Origin of the sequence: Burkholderia sp. R-40 (assembly GCF_049942845.1) — a bacterium.
GTDB classification, from domain to species: domain Bacteria; phylum Pseudomonadota; class Gammaproteobacteria; order Burkholderiales; family Burkholderiaceae; genus Burkholderia; species Burkholderia ambifaria.
On sequence record NZ_CP187969.1, the window covers coordinates 71,498 to 93,609 of the forward strand.

Annotated in this window: 20 protein-coding genes; 10 read left to right on the plus strand and 10 right to left on the minus strand. The window is 70.1% G+C overall.

The window, feature by feature from the left end; genetic code table 11:
• Positions 1-47 precede the first annotated feature (47 nt).
• Entirely contained in the window at positions 48-233 is a 186-nt protein-coding gene (locus ACP26O_RS29130; RefSeq protein WP_006752901.1) for a ribbon-helix-helix protein, CopG family, read from the plus strand.
• 33 nt (positions 234-266) lie between these two features.
• Here ACP26O_RS29130 and ACP26O_RS29135 read toward each other — a convergent pair whose 3' ends face one another.
• Positions 267-1,103, minus strand: a complete 837-nt coding sequence (locus tag ACP26O_RS29135; RefSeq protein ID WP_175664751.1) for a spermidine synthase — start codon at positions 1,101-1,103, stop codon at positions 267-269.
• A gap of 44 nt (positions 1,104-1,147) precedes the next feature.
• Positions 1,148-1,492, minus strand: a complete 345-nt coding sequence (locus ACP26O_RS29140; protein WP_175664750.1) for a zinc ribbon domain-containing protein YjdM — start codon at positions 1,490-1,492, stop codon at positions 1,148-1,150.
• Between the two features lie 354 nt (positions 1,493-1,846).
• On the opposite strand from ACP26O_RS29140, the gene ACP26O_RS29145 reads away from it, so the two are divergent.
• From ACP26O_RS29145 to ACP26O_RS29160, 4 genes are all read left to right on the plus strand, one after another.
• Entirely contained in the window at positions 1,847-2,110 is a 264-nt protein-coding gene (locus tag ACP26O_RS29145; protein WP_165754583.1) for an HPr family phosphocarrier protein, read from the plus strand.
• A gap of 65 nt (positions 2,111-2,175) precedes the next feature.
• The gene (locus ACP26O_RS29150) at positions 2,176-2,397 is read left to right on the plus strand and encodes a hypothetical protein (protein WP_011661424.1); all 222 of its coding nucleotides are present in this window, start codon (positions 2,176-2,178) and stop codon (positions 2,395-2,397) included.
• A gap of 350 nt (positions 2,398-2,747) precedes the next feature.
• Positions 2,748-3,302 (plus strand): GNAT family N-acetyltransferase, encoded by a 555-nt coding sequence (locus tag ACP26O_RS29155; protein WP_244099014.1) that lies wholly within the window; start codon positions 2,748-2,750, stop codon positions 3,300-3,302.
• Positions 3,303-3,307: 5 nt separating this feature from the next.
• A complete protein-coding gene (locus ACP26O_RS29160) occupies positions 3,308-3,550 on the plus strand; it encodes a hypothetical protein (RefSeq protein WP_426356427.1) in 243 nt (80 codons plus the stop codon).
• On the opposite strand, the gene ACP26O_RS29165 is transcribed toward ACP26O_RS29160, so the two are convergent.
• From ACP26O_RS29165 to copM, 6 genes are all read right to left on the minus strand, one after another.
• The gene (locus ACP26O_RS29165; RefSeq protein ID WP_175664747.1) at positions 3,498-5,282 is read right to left on the minus strand and encodes an efflux transporter outer membrane subunit; all 1,785 of its coding nucleotides are present in this window, start codon (positions 5,280-5,282) and stop codon (positions 3,498-3,500) included. The genes ACP26O_RS29160 and ACP26O_RS29165 overlap by 53 nt on opposite strands.
• A 2-nt stretch (positions 5,283-5,284) precedes the next feature.
• A complete protein-coding gene (locus ACP26O_RS29170) occupies positions 5,285-6,889 on the minus strand; it encodes a DHA2 family efflux MFS transporter permease subunit (protein ID WP_426356428.1) in 1,605 nt (534 codons plus the stop codon).
• A gap of 85 nt (positions 6,890-6,974) precedes the next feature.
• Entirely contained in the window at positions 6,975-8,357 is a 1,383-nt protein-coding gene (locus ACP26O_RS29175) for an HlyD family secretion protein (RefSeq protein ID WP_175664745.1), read from the minus strand.
• A gap of 302 nt (positions 8,358-8,659) precedes the next feature.
• A complete protein-coding gene (locus ACP26O_RS29180; RefSeq protein WP_011661429.1) occupies positions 8,660-9,145 on the minus strand; it encodes a hypothetical protein in 486 nt (161 codons plus the stop codon).
• Between the two features lie 113 nt (positions 9,146-9,258).
• Entirely contained in the window at positions 9,259-9,741 is a 483-nt protein-coding gene (locus tag ACP26O_RS29185) for a BON domain-containing protein (protein ID WP_175664744.1), read from the minus strand.
• 518 nt (positions 9,742-10,259) lie between these two features.
• Complete coding sequence (gene copM, locus ACP26O_RS29190) at positions 10,260-10,652, minus strand: CopM family metallochaperone (RefSeq protein ID WP_165754784.1); 393 nt, start codon at positions 10,650-10,652, stop codon at positions 10,260-10,262.
• A 510-nt stretch (positions 10,653-11,162) separates the two neighbouring features.
• Here copM and ACP26O_RS29195 point away from each other — a divergent pair.
• Positions 11,163-12,989, plus strand: coding sequence for a thiamine pyrophosphate-requiring protein (locus tag ACP26O_RS29195; RefSeq protein ID WP_175664743.1), 1,827 nt, complete (start codon positions 11,163-11,165; stop codon positions 12,987-12,989).
• Between the two features lie 150 nt (positions 12,990-13,139).
• Here ACP26O_RS29195 and ACP26O_RS29200 read toward each other — a convergent pair whose 3' ends face one another.
• Together ACP26O_RS29200 and ACP26O_RS29205 are read right to left on the minus strand one after the other, a co-directional pair.
• Positions 13,140-14,918, minus strand: coding sequence for a glycoside hydrolase family 15 protein (locus ACP26O_RS29200; protein WP_175664742.1), 1,779 nt, complete (start codon positions 14,916-14,918; stop codon positions 13,140-13,142).
• A 5-nt stretch (positions 14,919-14,923) separates the two neighbouring features.
• Positions 14,924-15,907 carry an SDR family oxidoreductase gene (locus ACP26O_RS29205; protein WP_175664741.1) on the minus strand — a complete coding sequence of 328 codons (984 nt, stop codon included), beginning with the start codon at positions 15,905-15,907 and terminating at the stop codon, positions 14,924-14,926.
• A gap of 281 nt (positions 15,908-16,188) precedes the next feature.
• Between ACP26O_RS29205 and coxB the strand changes: the two genes are divergently transcribed.
• Genes coxB through ACP26O_RS29225 form a run of 4 tightly spaced genes read left to right on the plus strand, consistent with a single transcriptional unit; the run spans position 16,189 to position 21,966 of the window.
• The gene (gene coxB / locus ACP26O_RS29210; protein ID WP_175664740.1) at positions 16,189-17,247 is read left to right on the plus strand and encodes a cytochrome c oxidase subunit II; all 1,059 of its coding nucleotides are present in this window, start codon (positions 16,189-16,191) and stop codon (positions 17,245-17,247) included.
• A 14-nt stretch (positions 17,248-17,261) separates the two neighbouring features.
• Positions 17,262-19,910, plus strand: coding sequence for a cytochrome c oxidase subunit I (ctaD, locus tag ACP26O_RS29215; protein ID WP_175664739.1), 2,649 nt, complete (start codon positions 17,262-17,264; stop codon positions 19,908-19,910).
• On the plus strand, positions 19,907-20,308 hold the full coding sequence (locus tag ACP26O_RS29220) for a cytochrome C oxidase subunit I (protein WP_126224911.1): 402 nt from the start codon (positions 19,907-19,909) through the stop codon (positions 20,306-20,308). The genes ctaD and ACP26O_RS29220 overlap by 4 nt, the downstream gene beginning before the upstream one ends.
• Positions 20,299-21,966: a c-type cytochrome gene (locus tag ACP26O_RS29225; RefSeq protein ID WP_175664738.1), complete on the plus strand. Its 1,668-nt coding sequence runs from the start codon at positions 20,299-20,301 to the stop codon at positions 21,964-21,966. The genes ACP26O_RS29220 and ACP26O_RS29225 overlap by 10 nt, the downstream gene beginning before the upstream one ends.
• Positions 21,967-22,112 lie beyond the last annotated feature (146 nt).

Here is a 22,112-nt window from a genome sequence, read left to right on the forward strand (position 1 = left end):
GCGGATGCATTATAATTTGATTAACATATCGACCACCCTGCCGCACGATGGAAACGAAAACCGCCCGCCTGACCGTCCTGATCGATCCCGCCAAGAAAGAAGCGTTCGAAATGCTCTGCGCGGAGCAGGATCTCACGCCGTCGCAAGTCGTGCGTCAGTTGATCCGCGAGTATCTCGACAAGCACGGCGTCACGTACAAGACGAAGAGCGCGCTCGGCAAGCGGATGAAGTAACGCGGCAGAACCCACGCCACGCTCGGGTGCAGCTCAGGTGCAGATTTCCCATCGCGCGTGTTCACGCGCGCGCCAGACGAGCCGCTCGGGAGCGATGCACTCCCCTTCCTTCATGCGCCGCGCGGTGGGCGACAGCTTGAGCTCGCCGGCCGACGCGAACCCCAGCGCGCGTTCGAGCAGGATGCGCAGCGACGGCAGCGGGTTGCCGTTCTTCCACGCGAACGCGATGAAGTTGTTGTCGTCGCCGCACGGCAGCAGCGCATACGAAGCGTCGAACACCTCGCGCAATTGCTCGAGATGCCGCGGCAACGCCGGATCGTCGTCCATGAAGTTGATCGCGAGCACGCCCGTTTCGCTCAGCCGCGCACGGCACGCGTCGAAAAAGGCGGTGCCCGTGCAGCGGCCCGGCATGCCGTCGGCGACGAACGCGTCGTGCAGGATCACGTCCGCCTTGACCTCCGGCCGGCCGACGTAGTCCGCGCCATCCGCGCAGATCACGGCGAAGCGCGCGTCGTCTTGCGGAATCCTGAACACGTCGCGCAGCGCGATTACGTCCGGGTTGATCTCGACCGCGTCGATCGCCGTATCGGGCAGATGGCGATAGCAGTACTTCGCCAGCGATCCGCCGCCGAGCCCGATCATGCAGATGCGCGCGGGCGCCGGCTGCAGCAGCAGGAAACCCATCATCACGCGCGTATAGCCGAGTTCGAGCCGGACCGGATCCTTCAGCGACATGAAGCTCTGCGTGCCGAAGTGGTCGAAGTGCAACGAGACCGTGTGCTTGGTCTCGAGCACGAACGGGCGGCCGTCGTTCAATGGCATTGCCAGAAACCGCAGGAATGCGTCATAGGAAATTCGATCCTCGCTCATGGTCGGCAGCCCGGTAGTCGGAGAGTCGGTCGAACCGCGTGCGGTCAGACCTTCTTCAGGTAGCACGCCTTCAGCATGAAGCCGCCCATGTCGGTCTTGCAATCGACTTCGTGATCGCCGCCGACGAGCCGGATGCTCTTGACCTTGGTGCCCATCTTCAACGTGATCGACGAGCCCTTCACGCGCAAGTCCTTGATCAGCACGACCGCATCGCCGTCCGACAGCACGTTGCCGTTCGCGTCCTTGACGACGTCGCCGGCCGGTTCGTCGCCGGCGTCCACGCCGGCACCGGCCGACCATTCATGTCCGCAGTCCGCGCACACGGTCAGCGTGCCGTCCGGGTAGGTGTTTTCCATCGCGCATTGCGGGCAGGCGGGGGCGGCGTTCATTGCAGCTTCCATTCGGTGGGAGTTCGGGTCAATCGAAAAAAAATGCCGGGCACGCAAGCGCGTGGCCCGGATCGCGCATCGCGGCGGCCCGTCGACAGGGCGACGGGGCGGCCTTCATGCACACGGCATTATAATGCAATACACATAATCCAGCTGTCGTATTATAATCGTCCACTTTCGATCATTCGCCGGACTTGATGGCGGTTTCGCTGAGGATGTCGACATGTTCGAGATGAATGAAGCACCGGTGTCGGGCGCGCAAGGCCCGGGGCCCCGTCGGGAAGCCGTGTGCCGGGCCTGCGGGCCGGCCGTTGCACGCCGTTCCGACGACTTTCCCCGGGGCTGATCCGCATCGTGGCAACCGTCGTCTACGTTGAAATCGGCTCGGCATGGAACCGCGACCGCGCGCTTGCGTCCCGCGACGCGATCGTCGCGGCGGCACACCGCTTCGAAAGCGACATCCTGCTGCTCGCCAACGGGCTCAGCGGCAGCGCGAAGGACGCGACGGCCATCGCGGCGCTGCAGATGCATGGCGGCACGTCCGCGCAGGTGCTCGCCACCGGGCCCGACGAGGAAGCCGCGCTCCACGCGCTGCTGCCATTGCTGCAGGCGGGTTGACTCCGCGTCGCCCGACCCCACGGCCTCGTGCCGTTCACCCTGAATCACCACTCTCCGAGGAAGCGATGAACGACAACGTCATGTCCAACACCCCCAACCTGTCGGCCTCCGCACTCTGGGCGCTCGAGCGCCTCGCCGATGTGCGCTACGGCCGCGATGCGCCGGCGCTCGGCTGGTCGGTCGAACAGGAGCTCGTCGGCGCGGGCTTCGTCAGCCATGCGTCGAACAGCCGCTCCGGCGCGTCGATCACCGCGCACGGCCGCAGCTTCTTGAAGAGCCGCAAGTAGGAGCGGCAGACGCGGGCGCGATGCCGCTTCGTGCGAAACATGCGGGCGTATCGATGTCCGCCGTGACGCGTCGGCGCACAACCCGCCGCTGCTGAGTTTCGCCCCGGGCTGCCAGCGATCGACACGCATTCGTCGAGCGCCGTGCGCCCCGGTGAGGCCACGATGTGTCGTCGCGCGACCTTGACCGTGCCGCCACCGGTGGACGTCGGCGACGGCCCTCCGCTCGACGCGTTTGCATTCCCCGAAGCAGGCAGGGATTGGCGGCGGCGCGCCGATTTCCGCGGTATCGTACGGGGCCCTGGCGCGGCGCACGGCCGCGCCTTCCCTGCCCCTTTCACATGGAACGCCGAATGACATTCAGCGCGCTGCCGCCCGTCATGTCCCCGCCGGTTCTCGACACCCCCCGCCTGATACTCGAAGGTCATCCGCTCGGCGACTTCGACGCGCTCGCCGCGATGTGGGCCGAGCCGACCGTCGTTGCGCACATCTTCAACGGCCAGCCGTCCGCGCCACGCGACTCGTGGATGCGACTGCTCGCCTATCGCGGGCTGTGGCCGCTGCTCGGCTACGGCTACTGGGCGATTCGCGAGAAGGCATCGGGCCGCTACGTCGGCGATCTCGGCTTCGCGGACTTCCACCGCGCGGTCGAGCCGTCGATTCGCGGCGTGCCGGAAGCCGGGTGGGCGCTCGCGAGCTGGGCGCACGGCAAAGGTTACGCAAGCGAAGCGCTGTCGCACGCGCTCGACTGGCTCGATGCGCAGAACCGGTTCGAACGCAGCGTATGCCTGATCGCGCCGACCAACGTCGCGTCGCTCCGCGTCGCGGAGAAGGCCGGGTACGTCGATCCGGTGCGGATCCGCTTCAACGACGCCGATTCGCTGCTGTTTTCGCGCGCGTGCAGGTAATCGCGGTGCCCTGCGTCGGCCGCCGCTGGGCGGCTGAGGTCCTCGATGTGGCCGATGTCGTCGATGTCGTCGATGTCGTCGATGTCGTCGATGTCGTCGATGTCGTCGATGTCGTCGATGTCGTCGATGTCGTCGATGTCGCCGAGGTTGCCGAGGTTGCCGAGGTTGCCGGTGTCGCCGACGCGATCGCTGCAGTTATTGCGCGCGAGCCATATCGGCTCGCGACGGCGCCACCGCGCCGACCGTAGCCGCATCCGCGGCCGAGCCGGTCGTCTGCCATCCGCCGCCCAGCGCCTTGTACAGCGCGACGAGATCGGTCCTCGTCTGCAACGCGCCCTGCACCGCCTGCTGCCGCCCCTCCGACCATTGCCGCTCGGCGTCGAGCACGTCGAGGAACGGCGACAACCCCTTCCGGTAACGATCGCGCGCGAGTTCCAGCGCGCCCTGCTCTGCCTTGACCGCATCGTCGAGCGCGGCCGCGCGTGCCTGGTCGGTGCGATAGACGGCCAGCGCGTTGTCGACGTCGCGCAGCGCGACGAGCACGGCCCGTCGATAGGCGAGCGCCGCTTCGGCCTGGCGCGCCTGCGACAGCCGCAGGTTCGATACGAGTTGCCCGCCCGAGAAGATCGGCAACGACACGGCCGGCCCGAACGAGTAGAACAGATGCGACCAGTGCGCGAGCTCGCGCACGTGCGCCGCGCGCAATCCGACCTGCCCGGTCAGCGAAATGTCCGGATAGAACTGCGCGACCGCGACGCCGACGTCGGCGGTCGCCGCATGCAGCTCGGCCTCCGCGCGGCGGATGTCGGGCCGCCGGCGCGCCAGCGTCGACGGCAGCCCCACCGGCACGCTGGGCGGCACGCCCGGCAATGCGCGCGGCGCGTCGAGCAAGTCGTCGAGCGCGCCCGGGGCACCGCCGACCAGATACGCGAGGCCGTTGCGCAGCAGCACGATCTGCTGGTCGAACTGCGGCAGCTGCGCGCGAATCTGCGCGAGCCGCGCGTCGGCGCTGCGCACGTCGAGATCGCTCGCGAGACCGTGCGCGGCCTGCTCGCGCGTGAGATCCAGCAGGTCACGCTGCGCGCGTTGCAGGTCGTCGGCCAGCGCGCGTTGCGCTTCGGCGCCGCGCAGTTGCAGATAGGTCTGCGCGACTTCGGCCTCCAGCGACAGCAGCGCATCGTCGCGGCTCGCGACCGCCGCGCTCGCCTGCGCGCCGGCCGCTTCGACCGAGCGACGCACGCGCCCGAACAGGTCGAGTTCCCATGATGCGTCGAACCCGGCCTGCCACACATTGACCGGCGCTTCGAGCGAATCGATCGCGGCGCGTGCGCCCTGCTGCACGCTCGCGCCGGTGCCCGGCCCGAAGCGGTCGAGCGGCGAACCCGGCGCGCCGAGACGATCGATGCGCTGGTCGATGCCCTGTTCCTCGATGATTCCTTTGAGGCCCAACTGCTCGCGCTGGTAGCTCGCGTTCGCCCGCACGTTCGGCAAGCCCTGCGCGGCGGCCGCGCGCACCTGCGCACGCGCCTGCGCGATGCGCAGCACGGCCGCCTGCACGTCGAGGTTGTCGCGCGCGGCACGCTCGACGAGGCGATCGAGCAGCGGATCGCCGAACGCGCGCCACCAGCGCGGGTCGGGATCGGCGCCGGTCGTCGGCGACGACGGCGCATGCGCGCCGGCGGCCGATGCGCGCGATGCGCCCGATGCGCCCGATGCGCCCGATGCACCCGATGCACCCGATGCACCCGATGCACCCGATGCCGGCGATGCACCCGATGCCTGCGATGCCGGCGATGCCGGCGATGCCGCCGCGGCCGACGCCTGCAGGTCATGCCAGTTCGCCGGCACATCCGCCTGCGGCGGCTTGAAATCCGGCCCGACGGTACAGCCCGCGAGCACCACGCAGGCCGCCAGCATCGCGGCTACGCCGCGCGGTTGCAGCGCATGCCGGCGGCTGCCGCGCTGTCGATTCATCGTCATCGTCAATGCCCTCCCGCGCCGCGTGCGGCCTTCACCGGCGAGAACAGGAACGTCACCGGAATGCTGAACGCGCAGAACACCGCGAGGATCGCGAACACGTCGATATACGCGAGGATCGTCGCCTGCGAGATGAAGGTCTCGTACAGCCGGCCGGTCGCGGTTTGCAGCGCGGCCGGCGGCGGCACGCCCGACAGCGCGCCGATCGCGCGCGCGTTCTCGTGCAGCGCGTCCTGAAAGTTCTGCGACAGCGGCGACATGTGCGTGGACAGGTGCGCCATGCGCGCCTGCGTCCGCTCGCGGATCAGCGCGGTCGACACCGAGATGCCGATCGAACCCGCGACGTTGCGGAACATCGTGAACAGCGCGGACGCGTCGTCGTTGAGCCGCTGCGGGACGGTCAGGTACGCGAGCGTGGTGATCGGCACGAACATGAAGCCGATCGCGAGCGACTGCGCGCAACGGATCATCACCAGGTGCCGGTAGTCGATGTCCGGCACCAGCAGCCGCGAATAGACCAGCGCGCCCGACAGCAGCACGAAACCGAAGCCGACCAGATAGCGCGTCTGCACGTGCGGCATCAGCCGGCTCACGAGCGGGATTTCCAGCGTGATCAGCAGCGCGCCGGGCGACAGCACGAGGCCCGCGAGGGTCGCCGTATAGCCGAGGTGCTGCTGCGCGAGTTGCGGGACGATCACCGCGCTGCCGTACAGCACGGCCGCGAAGGTCGCGATGGTCACGCAGCCGAGCGCGAAGTTGCGGTCGCGCAGGCACGACAGATCGACCACCGGCTTCTTCACGCGCAGCAGCCACAGCGTCGCGCCGATCAGGCCGAGCGCCGACAGCACCGCAAAGACGCGGATGAAGTTCGATCCGAACCAGTCCTCGTCCTCGCCGCGATCGAGCATCACCTGCAGGCAGCCGAGCCCGATCGCGATCAGGCCGATGCCGATGTAGTCGACCGAGATCCCGCGCTCGGCGCCACGCCGCCACGGCGGATCCTCGACGAGCTGCATCACCGCGAGCACGGTCAGCGCGCCGATCGGCACGTTGAGCAGGAACACCCAGCGCCACGAGAAATGATCGGTGATCCAGCCGCCGAGCGTCGGCCCGAGCACCGGCGCGACGACGATCGCGATCGCCGAGATCGAGAATGCGCGGTTGCGCTGTTCGGGCGGAAACGTGTCGAGGATGATCGACTGCTGGTTCGGCTGCAGCCCGCCGCCGAAGAGGCCCTGCAGCACGCGGAACACGATCAGCTCGCCCAGGTTGGTCGCGACGCCGCACAGGAACGAGCACACGGTGAACGCGGCGATGCACAGCAGGAAGTAGCGCTTGCGGCCGAGCAGGCGCCCGAGGAAGCCGGAAATCGGCAGCACGATGCCGTTCGCGACGAGGTACGACGTGAGCGTCCAGGTCGCCTCGTCGTAGCTCGCGGACATCGTCCCGGCGATATGCGGCAGCGCGACGTTGACGATCGTCGTGTCGAGCACCTCCATGAACGCGGCGAGCGTGACGACGATCGCGATGACCCACGGGTTCGCGGCGGGCCGCCACGCGCCGCCGGACGAAGCGGAGCCGTCGGGCGGCTTGTCGGACGGCCGGTTCATCGACGGGCCCCCGTCAACATGGCGGACGTGCGGATGTCGGGCATCGGATCGCTCCGGTGAAAGCGGGCCGCCGCGCGGCGGCCGGTCATTTCAGGTGCACGGTCGGTTCGGCCGACAGGCCGAGACCGAGCGGCGGATTGTTCGGCAGCGGACCGTCGAGCACGATCTTCACGGGCACGCGCTGCACGATCTTCACGAAGTTGCCGGTCGCGTTCTCGGCCGGAAACGCGGAGAAGCGCGCGCCGCTGCCGAGCTGGATGCTGTCGACGTGACCGTGCAGGTCGAGATCGGGATACGCGTCGACCGACACGTCGACGCGATCGCCGATGCGCATCCGCTCCAGTTGGGATTCCTTGAAGTTCGCGGTGATCCACACGCGCGGCGTGACGACCGAGAAGACCGACGCGCCGGCTTGCAGGTACGAGCCGAGTTGAACGTTCCTGCGCGTGACCCAGCCGTCGGACGGTGCGCGCACTTCGCAGTACGACAGGTTGAGGTTCGCCGTATCGAGCTGCGCACGTGCCGCCAGCACCTGCTGGCGGCGCTCCTCGACGGCCGTTTCGGCCTGGCGGATCTGCTGCGGCACGAGGCTCGCGGTGCGCGCCTGGGCTTGCGCCATCGCGACGTTCGCATCGGCGCTCGCCCGCTGCGCGTCGGCCGCGTCGATCGCCTGCTGCGAGGTTGCGCGCGCATCGACCGCGCGCTGTCGTTCCTGCGCGGCGAGCGCCTGCCGGTACGCGGCTTCCGCCGATTCGATCTGGGCACGCGCCTGCCGGTACTGGGCCGGGAATTGCACGTGCGCGATGTCGAGCTGCACCCGCGACGCGTCGAGCTGCGCCTGCGCGAGGCCGAGTTGCGCGCGCGCCGCGTCGACCTGCGCACGGTAGTCGCGCGGATCGATCTCGACCAGCACGTCGCCGCGGTGCACGTAGGTGTTGTCGTCGACGGCGAGCCGTGTCACGTAGCCGGAGACATGCGGCGCAACGGCCACCGCGTTGCCGTCCGTGTATGCGTCGTCGGTGCTTTCCTGATTGCGCGTCGCGAGCCACCACACGAGCCCCGCGATCACCAGCACGACCGCCACCGCGCCGAGGATGATCAACGGCTTCTTGCCCGGCCGCTTCCGTTCGCCTTCACCCGCGCCGTTGCCGCCGTCGCCATCGCCGCCGGTGCGGCCGCCGCGATCGTCGTGCGGATGGCCGTCGCCCCCGCCGCCGCCCGGCGCGTCGGTGTCGCGTTCGTCGTGGCGGCCGGCTCCGGCGCGCCCGCCGTGGCCGCTGTCGGCGGTGCCGTCGCCGGCACGGGTGATGGTGGGCGGTGCAAGCTCCGTAGATCCTGCGTCCGCGTATGGGATCGGAATAGCTACCGGCAGCGCCCACGCACCGCGTCGTCCCGGCGTGAACGCGCGGCGCAGCACGACGCGGAATCGCTCATGAATGGACAACGGGAACAGGGTCACATCGGGCATGAAAGATCGCTCCAGGGCGGTGGCCGCGGGCGGCATTGCCCGCGCCGGCCTTCAAGCGCGCGGGCGAGCAAGCGGCGCACCCGGCCGGCGCGCGGACGGGACGGCACGCGCTGAACTACGTTGAGACGCGGCTCGTACGGGCCGGCGGCCGCTGCCAGGTGTCCGGCCTGCGGAACAAATGACAACGCATTGAAAAATCGCAGGCGGCCCGCGGCCGGCTGCGGGTCCTCTTGAAGCGCGGTTCGCGTATCCGCGCCTGTTCCGAACTCACACGAACAGTGCGCAGCACGAATGCACCACCGTCACGCGTCCGTCTGCCTCTCGCTGACCGGCGGGATCGCGGGGTTCGGAGCCTCGCGCGCGAGGCCTTGCGCGAACACCTTCAACCCTTCGAGCAGCGGCGTCAGCGCGTCCCATAACGCTTCGTCGTGCAGCAATCGGTATGCGCCGCGCACGCCGGGCGCGACATGTTCGTGCTCATCCGGCTTCCACGCGCCGATGTGATGCAGCGCATCGGCCGCCGCGAACGCGGCCTTGCCGAACTGCTCCGGCGGAATGCGCGACAGCGCCATCACGAGTGCGGCAAGATTCTGCACACCGGTTTGCATGCCGGGCTTGTCCAGCGCGCCGACGAACGTCTCGGCCATCTGCGCGTTCGCGCTGACGACCTCGTTCGCGAAGCGCAGAAAGCCGTGCCGGTGCAGGCTGCCGAGCAGGCTTTCGAGCGCGTTGTGCGCATCGGGTTCGGGTGCGGGAGGCGGCGTGCCGGGGGATGGGCGATCGGTCATCAGCTGTTCTCCGGATGGGGCGCCGCACGGCCGCCGTGGCGGCGGCCGCGCGGGCGCCGGATTCGTGTCGTGCTTCGTTCACCGCGCCCGCCGGCGCGCGGCCGAGGCCGCCGTCAGTGCACGGGGCCGCCGGGCGGCGCCTTGTATTCGCTGCGTGCGCCCATCGCGTCCTCGACGGCCTTCACGCCATGCACCGCGGCGATGCCGTCGACGATGGCATGCCGTTCCCCTTCCTCCACCTGCCCGCTCAAGCGCACGTGCCCGTGCGAGACGCTCACGTCGACGTCGCGCGCACGGCCGACCAGATGGCCCAGCGCGGCGCGTACGCGTTCGGCGAGCACCACGTCGTCCGCATCGCCCGAGAGCCAGTCGGCGCGCAGGCCCGCGATCGCGCCGCGCGCGCGGTCGGCTGCCCGCTTCGCCTGCGTGTTCGCATAGTCGAGCACACCGTGCCGGCTCGCCGCCGCCTTGTCGCGCACGTAGGCGCGCCGCCGCCGGCCCGACGCCGGATCGAGGAAGTACATCGCCGCCGCGCCGCACGCCACGGCCACCGCTAGATTCAACAACGGATTGTTCGAACGCGTTCTGGAAGTCATGGGAATCACCGTAGTCGATACCCGGTACCGCCGGGCTTCGTCATCACGAGACAGCATGTGCCGTGCCTCGTACGTAAGCCGCTGCCGCGTGTCCGCCTGCGCGGCATCCGGGCCCGCGTCGCCCGGCGACCGCGCGATCCAACGACGCGCGAAATGACAAGCGCTTGAAAATTCCGCGGCTGGGGGTTGGCCCGCACGAACGAATGGCGCGACGCAGGAAGGCCCGGCGGGCGCGGCGGGCGACGCGGCGCGACGGTGCGAGGTTCGAGCCGTGCATGAGCCGCCCACCGCCTGCGAGCGGGTTCATGGATCCGCGTCGGGGCGACGGGTGTCATCGCGATACATACGCATCCGAGTCGAGGGCGACAACGCGGATGACCGTTAGTTGCGATTGAAGGATGCCGTTGCAATCCGGAAAGCGGAAACGCCATGCCGGGCATCGGTCATCCCCGCGCCAGCCGCGCGGACGCTGCAACATAACCAACCGCCGGGGCACGCAACCGCCGCCTGACCGGCGTTCACGGCGCCGCGCCATGCTCCCTCTGCCAACGCTCCATCAGCGCGATCTCGTCGCGCTGCGCGGCGATGATGCGGCTCGCGAGCTTGCGCAGCGTCGGGTCCTTGCCGTATTTCAGCTCGACCCGCGCCATGTCGATCGCGCCCTGGTGGTGCGGCGTCATGTGCTCGACGAAATCGCGATCGGCGTCGCCGGTGTACGGTGCGGCGTCCATCGCCTCCATCATCCTGTGGTCCGCGCGCTTGTACGCTTGAGTCGGTGTGTCGGGCGCGGCCACGGGGGCCGGCGGGCGCAGTTGGCCCCACGCCGGCAGCGCGGCAACGGCCGCGACCAGCAGCGCGCAGGCCGCGCAGTGCCGGGACGTGCGCATCGGGCGGCGAGTGAACAGATCCATGTCGTGACTCCTCGAAGATTGAACGGCCAGGCGCACGCCGCGCGGCGGACCGAGCTCGCCTACCGCCACCGTGCGCGCGCATGTGCGCCGCACGCGCGATGGATCGCGCGCATCCTGTGCGCCGATCTCGATCCTGCACGCGCGGATGTGTTCGCCGCGCCAGCCGTCAAGCGGCGCGGCGCTCGCATCGGTGTACGTATAGCTGAGCCCCGTCACGGGCTTCGCGTCGACCTCGCCGACGACGATCGTCGGCGCATGCCATGCGTAGGTGCCGTCGGCGTCGGGCCGATCGGTCGGCAAGCGGTACGGACGCGCACGTCGTCGATCGCCAGTACGTCGGAAAGTGCCATCGCCGCACTCCGGATTGCTTGCCGTGTGCTTGCAACGCCAGCATGCAATGCCCGTGCCCGATGCGCGCGGCACGCGCCTTGCGTGAGCGCCGGGCAGCGCCGCGCACGACGATCGCCTGCGCGCAGCGCTTGTGCTCATCCGGAACCAAGGAGAAACGGCATGGCGACAGTGGCGGATTTCATCGTCGAACGGCTGTACGACTGGGGCGTGCGCCGCGTGTACGGCTACCCGGGCGACGGCATCAACGGCTTTTTCGGCGCGCTCAGCCGGGCCGAGGGCAAGATCGAATTCATCCAGGCGCGCCACGAAGAGATGGCGGCCTTCATGGCGTCCGCGCATGCAAAATTTACAGGCGAGCTCGGCGTGTGCGTCGCGACCTCGGGCCCCGGCGCCACGCACCTCGTGACCGGCCTGTACGACGCGCGGCTCGACCACATGCCGGTGCTCGCGATCGTCGGCCAGCAGGCGCGTGCGGCGCTCGGCGGCCACTATCAGCAAGAAGTCGATCTGCCCGCGCTGCTCAAGGACGTGGCGGGCGCTTTCGTCCAGCTTGCAGTGGTGCCCGCGCAGGTGCGCCATCTGGTCGACCGCGCGGTGCGCATCGCGCTCGGCGCGCGCACCGTCACCGCGCTGGTGCTGCCCAGCGACCTGCAGGAACTCGACTACGCGCCGCCGAAGCGCGCGCACGGCACCGTGCATTCGGGGGTCGGCTATACGCCGCCGAAGGTGGTCCCGTATGCGGATGACCTGCAGCGCGCCGCCGACGTGCTCAATGCGGGCAAGAAGGTCGCGATGCTGGTGGGCGCGGGCGCGCTGCACGCGACCGACGAGGCGATCGCGGTGGCCGACCGGCTCGGCGCGGGCGCCGCGAAGGCGCTGCTCGGCAAGGCCGCGCTGCCGGACGACCTGCCGTGGGTGACCGGCTCGATCGGGCTGCTCGGCACCAAGCCGAGCTACGAACTGATGACCGAATGCGACACGCTGCTCGTCGTCGGCTCCGGCTTCCCGTATTCGGAATTCCTGCCGAAGGAAGGCCAGGCGCGCGGCGTGCAGATCGATTTGAAGGCCGACATGCTGAGCCTGCGCTATCCGATGGAGGTGAACCTCGTCGGCGACAGCGCCGAGACGCTGCGCGCGCTGCTGCCGCTGCTGAAGGAGCGCGACGACACCGGCTGGCGCGACCGGGTCGCGAAATGGAATGCGGACTGGCGCGACACGCTGGCCGCGCGCGCGGCCGCGAAGGCGAGCGCCGGGCGCGGCGTGAATCCACAGCGCGCGTTCACCGAGTTGTCGTCGCGGCTGCCCGACGACGTGATCCTGACGAGCGATTCCGGCTCGTGCGCGAACTGGTATGCGCGCGACCTGATGATGCGGCGCGGGATGATGGGCTCGCTGTCGGGCGGGCTCGCGTCGATGGGCGCGGCGGTGCCCTACGCGATCGCCGCGAAGTTCGCGTACCCGGTGCGCCCGGTGATCGCGATGGTCGGCGACGGCGCGATGCAGATGAACAACATGGCCGAGCTGATCACCGTCGCGAAGTACTGGCGGCAATGGCCCGATCCGCGCTGGATCTGCATGGTGCTGAACAACGAGGATCTGAACCAGGTCACGTGGGAACAGCGCGTGATGGAAGGCGACCCGAAGTTCGACGCGTCGCAGCAGATTCCGAACGTGCCGTACTCGCGCTTCGCGACGCTGCTCGGGCTCAAGGGCATCTACGTCGACGATCCGGAACAGCTCGGCGCCGCGTGGGACGAGGCGCTGGCTTCCGACCGCCCGGTCGTGCTCGAGGTGAAAAGCGATCCGGAGGTGCCGCCCCTGCCGCCGCACGTGACGCTGCAGCAGGCGAAGCACTTCGCCGAGACGCTGGTGAAGGGCGACCCGCGCGAAGCGAACGTGATCGTCGAGACCGCGCGGCAGGTGCTGTCGGCCGTGTTGCCGGGCAATGGCGAACATGGTAGCAAGGGGGGCAAGAAGGCGTCGTAGCGGAGGATGGGCGGCACGGCGCGGCGCGGCGCGGCGCGTTCGCGGTGTCGCCCGTCGCGTCCCGTGCGAGGCGGCGCGGCGGCGCGTCAGTGGGTCAGTGCGTCAGTGCGTCAGGACCTCAGCGCGTCAGTGCATCAGCGCGTCAGCGCGTCAGCCGATATCCACGTCGTCCCTTCCGTCGCCCTGCAGCGCGAGCGCCGCGTTGATCAACCCGACCTGCGCGAGCGTGAACGGGAAGTTGCCGCACAGGCGCCGCGCGTTCACGTCGTATTCCTCGGCCAGCAGCCCCACGTCGTTGCGCAGGCTCAGCAGCCGCTCGAACAGCGCGAGCGCATCGTCGTCGCGGCCCTGCATCCGGTACACCTGCACGAGCCAGAAACCGGCGGTGACGAACGCGCCTTCGTCGCCTTCGCAGCCGTCGTTGAAAGGCTGCGGCCGATAGCGGAACGGCAGCCCGTCCTCCAGCAATTCCCGCTCGATCGCGGCAACGGTGCCGACCACGCGCGGATCGCACGCGTCGAGCATGCCCGTCAGCGGAATCAGCAGCAGGCTCACGTCGAGCCCGTCGCCGTCGTAGCGCTCGACGAAGCGACCGAGTTGCTCGTGGTAACCGCGTGTGCACACATCGTCACGAATCGCATCGGCCCAGCGCTGCCACACGTCGAGCGGCGCGTGATGACCGAACGCGCGCGCCGAGCGGCACGCACTTTCGACCGCCGCCCACACCATCACCTTCGACGACGTGAACAGATGCCGGCCGCTGCGCACTTCCCAGATCCCTTCGTCGGGGTCGCGCCAGACCGTCGCGAGATGCTCGATGAGCCGCCGCTCGAGCATCCACGCGTCGTCGTCGGGCGGCAACCCGTGACGGCGCGCATGGTACAGCGCGCCGAGCACCTCGCCGTACACGTCGAGCTGCAGCTGCAGGGCCGCCGCGTTGCCGAAGCGCACCGGTTGCGCGCCTTCGTAGCCGGCCAGATGCGGGGCAGTCCATTCCGCCGCGCGACGACCGCCGTCGGCCGCATACAGCACCTGCAATTGCGACGGATGGTCGGCGATCGCGCGCACCAGCCAGTCGCGCCAGCGCGCGGCCTCTTCGCGGTAGCCGCAGCGCACCAGCGCGCGCAGCGTGAAGCTCGCGTCGCGCAGCCAGCAGAACCGGTAATCCCAGTTGCGCTCGCCGCCAAAACGTTCGGGCAACGAAGTGGTGGGCGCCGCGACGATGCCGCCGGTGCGCAGGCTCGACAGCAGCTTCACCGTGATCAGCGCGCGCTCGATCGCGTCGCGATACGGACCCTCCGCCGTGTTGCACGTCACCCAGCCGCGCCAGAACGACTGCGTATCGCGCACCGATGCGTACGCGTCCGGCACGACCGGCGGCCGGTCGTACGAACGCGCGTAGCTGATCGCGAAATCCACGCGCTCGCCCGCCGTGATCCGCTGCGAGCCGACAAGCCGGTCTTCCTGCACGTCGAGCTGCATCTCGGTATCGAGCCACATCGCATCGCCGCCCGTCATCATCCGCCAGCGCCGGCCGAACGGACGGCACCACGGCAGCGCGTGGCCGTAGTCGAAGCGCACGCCGAGATCGACGTCGATCTCGACCGTGCCGCGCTCGCCGCGCACGCTGCGGATCAGGCACGGATCGGCCGTATTCCAGCTCATCCAGTCGAGGATCACGATGCAGCCCGACGACGTTTCGAAAGTCGTTTCGAGAATCGCGGTGCCGGGCAAATAGCGGCGCACCGCGCGTGCATTCGCGTCGCGCGGCGCAATGCGGAAACGGCCGTTGTCGGGCGTGCCGACGAGTGCGGCGAAGCATGGCGGCGAGTCGAAGTCCGGCCAGCACAGCCAGTCGATGCTGCCGTCGCGCGCGACGAGCGCGGCACTGCGGCCGTCGCCGATCAGCGCGTAGTCCTCGATCCGCATCGCGCTCACCGGTCCAGCTTGCGCGCGGCGACGAAGCCCGCCGCGAGCACCGCGAAGACCGCGGCGAACGCCAGCGCGCGCGACGCGCCAAGGCCCGCTTCGGCGCCGGTGCGGCGCGCTTCGGCGGTGAACGCGCCGCGCGTCGCATGGCCGGCCGACACGGTATGCCACAGATTCGATTCGCGCGGCCCGGCCGGCGTCGCGCGTTGCTGGCCGCGCACGGCAGTCAGCGCCAGATAGCGGTCGAAGCAGCCGGGCGCGAACGCGTTCGCCGCGATCGCGGCGAGCGACGACCAGCCGACCCAGCGCTCGCGGCACGGACGACGCGCGGCCTGCACGATCGCGTCGGCCGCCACTTCCGGCGCATAGACGGGCGCGACCGGACGCGGCGCATTCGGCAACGTCGATTGGGCCCAGTCGAACTGCGGCGTGTCGATCGCCGGCAGTTGCACCATCGTCACGCGCACGCGGCTGTGCGCATGCAGCAGCTCGCAGCGCAGCGCGTCGGTGAAGCCGCGGATCGCATGCTTCGCGCCGCAGTACGCCGACTGCAGCGGGATCGACCGGTACGCGAGCGCGGAGCCGACCTGCACGATCGTGCCGCGATTGCGCGGCGCCATCCGCGCGAGCGCCGCGCGCGTGCCGTACACGCAGCCGAGGTAGGTGACCTCGGTCACGCGTGCATAGTCTTCCGGCGAGATTTCGTCGAACGGCGCGAACACCGTCACCATCGCATTGTTGACCCACACGTCGAGCGGGCCGAGTTCGTTCTCGATGCGCTCGGCGGCCGCATCGAGCGCGGCGGCGTCGCTGACGTCGACGGCGATCGGCAGCGCGTCGACGCCATACGCGCGCACTTCGGACGCGGTGTCGTCCAGCGCGCGCGGATCGCGTGCGAGCAGCGCGACGTTCGCGCCGAGCCGCGCAAACGCGTGCGCGGTCGCGCGGCCGACGCCGGCGCTCGCACCGGTGATCGCGACGGTCTTCACGGTCGATTCCTCCCGCTGTTTCAGGGTGGCCCGTACGCCGAGGGCTGCTTGCGCATTGCGTGCCGGAACGCGATCGGCGTAGCAAGCGGCATGCCGCGCGGCGGGCGGGCCTTGCAATCCGGGCGCCCGCGGTGAACGGTCGCCCAATTTACAAGCCGGCTGTAACGCGCCGGACGTTGCGCCCGCAATCTCCGAGCCATGCGCAAACGCGCAGCGCGCACGGAAATTGCTGCGCCGCGAACGGTTTGTCGTCATGCCATCGAATTCGGCAAGGAGTCGCGTTGCCCGTTCCGCCGTTCACCCAAGCGCGCCGTATCGCGTGCATCGCTTCCGTCGCAAGCCTCGTCGCGCCGGCGGCCGCGCGTGCGGCCGGTGAACTGGGGGAAGCCACCGCCGGGCCCGCCGGACCGCTGCCGCTCGCGTACGTTGCGCATGCGGCCGGCCCCGCCGCGCGGCCGGTGTTCGTGCTCGGCTGGGCGCTCGTCGCACTGTGCACGTTCGTGTGCATCGCGATCGCGGTGTTGCTGCTGATCGCGATATTTCGCCGCCGCACGCAGGCAGGTGGTGCGCCGCGCAGCGGGCTGGCGATCGTGACGGTCGGCTCCGCGATCTCGATCGTGTTGTTGTTCGCCGCGCTCGTGTACATGCTGCGCGTGCTCGGCGTGGTCGCTGCGCCGCCGCGCCCGCCGGCGCTGACGATCGTCGTGACCGCGCACGACTGGTGGTGGGATGTCCGCTATCCCGACGACGCGGGCGGCGCTGCATTCGTCACCGCCAACGAGATCCACATTCCGGTGGGCGAGCCGGTCGCGATCGAGCTGAACAGCGCGGACGTAATCCATGCGTTCTGGGTCCCGCAACTGGCCGGCAAAACGCAGACGATTCCCGGCCAGACCAACCATCAATGGCTGCAAGCCGACCGGCCCGGCGTCTATCGCGGACAGTGCTCGCAATACTGCGGCGCGCAGCACGCGCACATGGCGTTCGAGGTCGTGGCCGAGCCGCCCGACGCGTTTCGCGCATGGCTCGCCGCGCAGCGGCAGCCGGCTCCCGCCCCCGCGGCCGGTGCCGAGCAGCGCGGCCGGCGCGTGTTCGCCACGCGCTGCGCGGGCTGTCACGCGGTGCGCGGCACCGATGCGGCGGGCGACGCGGGCCCCGACCTGTCGCATCTCGGGTCGCGCCGGCTGCTCGCGGCCGGCACGCTCGACAACACGCCGGAGAACCTGCGGCGCTGGATCGCGCACGCGCAGCAGATCAAGCCGCAGACGCTGATGCCGTCGTTCGCGCTCGCGCCGCGCGACGCCGACGATCTCGCGGCCTATCTCGCGACGCTGCATTGAACGGAGGATGACGAATGGCCGTTGCCCACGACACGCCCACCGCGCCCACCGCGCTCAGCCGCGTGCCCGACCTCGGCGACGCGCCGCCGGGCTCCGCGCACGAGCGCGCGCTCGCCGCGCTGTGGGAATCGGAACCCGGCTGGCGCGGCTGGCTCGGCACGGTCGATCACAAGCGCATCGGGCTGCGCTACATCGTCACCGCCTTCGCGTTCCTGCTGCTCGGCGGCGTCGAGGCGCTCGTGATGCGCATCCAGCTCGCGCGGCCGAACGCGACGGTGCTCACCCCCGCGCAGTACGACGCGCTGTTCACGATGCACGGCGTCACGATGATCTTCCTGTACGCGCTGCCGGTGCTGTCCGGCTTCGCGAACTACCTGTGGCCGCTGATGCTCGGCTCGCGCGACATGGCGTTCCCGCGGCTCAATGCGTTCTCGTACTGGGTGTTCCTGTTCGCCGGGCTGTTCCTGTATGCGAGCTTTCCGCTCGGCGCGGTGCCCGACGGCGGCTGGTTCAACTACGTGCCGCTCACGTCGCTCGACTACAGCGCCGGCGCGAACATCGACATCTATGCGCTCGGGATGATCCTGCTCGGCATCTCGACGACCGGCGGCGCGGCGAACTTCGTCGTCACGCTGCTGCGCATGCGCGCGCACGGGATGTCGATCGACCGGCTGCCGATCATCGTATGGGGCACGCTGACCGCATCGGTCGCGAACCTCGTCGCGGTGCCGTCGGTGAGCCTCGCGTTCCTGCTGCTGTGGCTCGACCGCAATGCCGGCACGCACTTCTTCGACGTCGCGAACGGCGGCCGGCCGCTGCTGTGGCAGCACCTGTTCTGGATGTTCGCGCACCCGTGGGTGTACGTGGTCGTGCTGCCCGCGATGGGCATCGTGTCGGACGCGCTGCCGACCTTCTGCCGGCGGCCGCTGGTCGCGTACGAGGCGGTCGCGGTGTCGACGGTCGCGACGATGCTGATCGGCTTCGAGGTGTGGGTCCACCACATGTTCGCGACCGGCATCGCGCCGCTCGCGCTCGCGTTCTTCGGCGCGGCGAGCATGCTGATCTCGATCCCGAGCGCGGTCGCGGTGTTCGCGTGGCTCGCGACGATCTGGACCGGCCGCCCGGTGTTCCGCACGCCGTTCCTGTATTTCGCGGGCTTCGTGCTGATGTTCGTGGTCGGCGGCGTATCCGGCGTGATGACGGCCGCGGTGCCGCTCGACTGGCAGTTGACCGACACGTATTTCGTCGTCGCGCACCTGCATTACGTGCTGCTCGGCATCAACGTGTTCCCGGTGCTCGGCGGCGTCACGTACTGGTTCCCGAAGTTCACCGGGCGGATGATGAACGAGCGCTTCGGACGCCTGACGTTCTGGATCGTGCTGGTCGGCTTCAACCTCGGCTTCTTCCCGATGCACGTCGCCGGACTGCTCGGGATGCCGCGCCGCATCTATACCTATCCATCCGGGATGGGCTGGGACACGTCGAACCTGCTGACCACGATCGGCTCGTTCATCTTCGGCATCGGCATCGTGATGTTCGTCGTCAACGCACTCGTCAGCGCGCGGCGCGGTGCGCGTGCCGGCGAGAATCCGTGGGGCGGCGCCGGGCTCGAATGGTCGGTCGCGTCGCCCACGCCCGTGTACAACTTCGCGGTGCTGCCGCTCGTCGGCTCGCGGCATCCGCTGTGGGAAACCCGCGAGGATCCGAAGCGCACCAGCCTGCGGGTCGGCTACCGGCTCGCCGACGGCCGCGAGGCGCTCGCCGTCACGCCGCTCGCGGCGGCGCCGAGCGCGATCCTGAAGATGCCGGAGGACACCTGCGTGCCGTTCGTGCTCGCGCTGCTTGCCACCGCGGTGTTCGCGGCGATGCTGGCGCGCTCGCCGACGCTCGTCTGCGTGGCCGTCGCCGGGTGCGCGATCGCGAACGCCGTCTGGCTGTGGCCGCGCGGCACGCTCGGGCAGCGCGCGCACCTGCCGGCCCGCGACGACACGCAGGCGCCGTCGGCCGCGGCCGGCGCGCATCCGGACGAACCGTCGTCGGCGACGACGCCGGCCGGCGCGCCGGCCGCGTGCGTCGAACCGCTGCCGGTCGGCAGTTGCGGCGAACGTGCGAGCGGCTGGTGGGGCGTCATCACGCTGATCGTGACCGAGGCCGGCCTGTTCGGCTACCTGCTGTTCTGCTACTTCTATCTGCAGTCGCAATCGTCCGCGCCGTGGCCGCCCGAAGGGATGCCGAAGATCGGCCTCGCGGCCGGCAACACGGTCGTGCTGCTGTCGAGCAGCGTGTTCGTGTGGCTCGCCGAGCGCGCGGTGGGGGCCGGCAAGCGGCCGCGCGCGGTGGCCGCGCTCGCCGTCGCGCTGGTGCTCGGCATCGCGTTCGCGCTGGTTCAGCTGCACGAGTGGCGCGACCATCCGTATGGCCCGACCGTACATCTGTACGGCAGCCTGTACTTCACGATCACCGGCTTCCACCTCGCGCACGTGGTGGCCGGGCTCGTGATCCTCGCGCTGCTCGCCGGCTGGACGGCCGCCGGCTTCTTCAGCGGCGAGCGGCGCGTCGCGCTGACGGTCGGCGGGCTCTACTGGCACTTCGTCGACATCGTGTGGCTGTTCATCTTCACCGCGCTGTACGTGTCGCCGTACTGGCTCAGGAGATCGGGGTGAACGGCGCGCGACGCTCGTGGACGCCCCTGCTCGCGATCGCGGCCGGCCTGATCGGCGCGCCTGCGCTGTGGTTCGCGCAGATGCTCGCGTCCGAGACGCTCGCGTCGACCGCGTGCTATCCGCTCGGCGTCGCGCAGGCCGTGCCTCGCTGGGCGCACGTGGGCGTGTGGCTCGCGCTGATCGCCGCGGGCGCATTCGCGCTGGCGGCGGCGTTCGCCACCTGGCTCGTGCGCACGTGGCAACGCAGGCATGACGCCAATGTTCAGGCCGCGACGCGCGACGACAGCACGCGATTCCTCGCGCGCTGCGGGATGCTCGCCGCGCTCGGGTTCGTGATCGGTCTCGTGTTCACGGGCATCGTGTCGGCTTTCGTGGGGCCGTGCAGTCCATGGCGCTGATCTCGCTCGCTTCGTTCCGCTTTACCGGGCGCGCGATCGGCGTCGCACTCGCCTTACTCGCCGCTTGCGTCGCGCTCGCCGCCTGCGACATGCAGCAGGACGACCATCCTGCGTCCGCCGGCGATACGGCCGACGCCGCGTCGGCGGCGGAAGCGCCCGAACCCGCGTCGGGCTGGCGCTTCGTGCGGATCGGTGCGTCGGCGGGCGATGCCGGTGCGTCGATGTCGGCGCGCGTGAAGGAGGATCGCAGGCTTTCGGGGGCGCCTGCTGCGCAGGCGTCGGCGGTGTCGGCGGTGTCGGCGGTGTCGGCGGCTGCGTCGGCTGCGTCGGCTGCGTCGGTTGCGTCGGTTGCGTCGGTTGCGTCGACGGTGTCGGCCCCAACGCCTGCCGCGCCACCGGATGCGGCATCGGCCAAGGCGGCCCGACGCCCGATGGTCTCCGCTGCCGCCGCGAGCGCCGACGCCGCGACGATCGCGCGCGGCCGCTACCTCGCGCTCGCCGGCGACTGCGCGGCCTGCCACGACGCGGCCGATCACACGCCCTACGCGGGCGGCCAGCCGGTGAATTCACCGTTCGGGCCGATCTATGCGCCGAACATCACGCCCGATCCGGCGCACGGAATCGGCCACTACACGCTGCAGCAGTTCGACGACGCGTTGCGGCGCGGCGTGCGCGCGGACGGCAGTTGGCTGTATCCGGCGATGCCCTACCCGTCGTTCGCGCGGATGAGCGACGCCGACGTGCGCGCGCTCTATGCGTATTTCATGCGCGGCGTCGCGCCGTCCGCGAACGCGGCGAAGCTCACGCGGCTGCCGTTTCCGTTCAACCAGCGCTGGGCGCTCGGGCTATGGAGCCTCGCCTTCGCGAACCGCGACCGGTTCGTGCCGCAACCGTCGCAATCGGCCGAGTGGAATCGCGGCGCGTATCTGGTGCAGGGGCTCGGCCACTGCGGCGCGTGCCATACGCCGCGCGGGCCGGCCTATAACGAGCGCGGCTACGACGAGCGCAGCCCCGCATTCCTGACCGGCGGCATCAACGATCACTGGTTCGCGCCGAACCTGACCGGCGCGGACACGGACGGCCTCGGCCGCTGGACGATCGACGAGCTCGCCGCCTTCCTGCGCAGCGGCCATGCGGTGCGCGGCGCGGTGTTCGGCGCGATGGCGCCGGTCGTCGAAGAGAGCACCGCGCTGCTCAGCGACGACGATCGTCGCGCGATCGCCGTCTACCTGAAATCGTTGCCCGCGCAACCGACTGCCGCGACGAACCCGCTGGGCGTCGGCGTCCCGCGGCTGACGGCCGCCGGGCCGCGGCCGGAAGGCGGTCAGCAGGCGCCGGGGGCCGGCGTGTATGCGGGGTTCTGCGCGCGCTGTCACGGCGCGGACGGCGCCGGCGTGCGCGATCACGGCCCGCCGCTCGCGGGCAATACGGCTGTGCTCGCGGCCGATCCGACGAGCGCGATCCGGATCGTCGTCGAAGGCGCGCGGCCGGCGCCCGGCACGAACGGCCCCGTGCAGCGGATGCCCGCGATGCGCGACGCGCTGACGAGCAGCGAAATCGCGGCGGTGGTCAGCTATGTGCGCGGCGCGTGGGGGAATCGCGCCGCGCCGGTGTCGGAGCAGGAGGTGGGGCGGTTGCGGGCGGCGATTCATCGATGACGGCGGGCTTGCGGGCCGCTCCCGGCGCGATGCCATCGCGGACCGAACCGATCCGATCCGCCGATCGCGATTCACATCGACGTGCGATTTACGTCAAGGGTCCGTCACGCCGTCGTGTTCGCACGTTCGCGCCACTGTTCGATGAC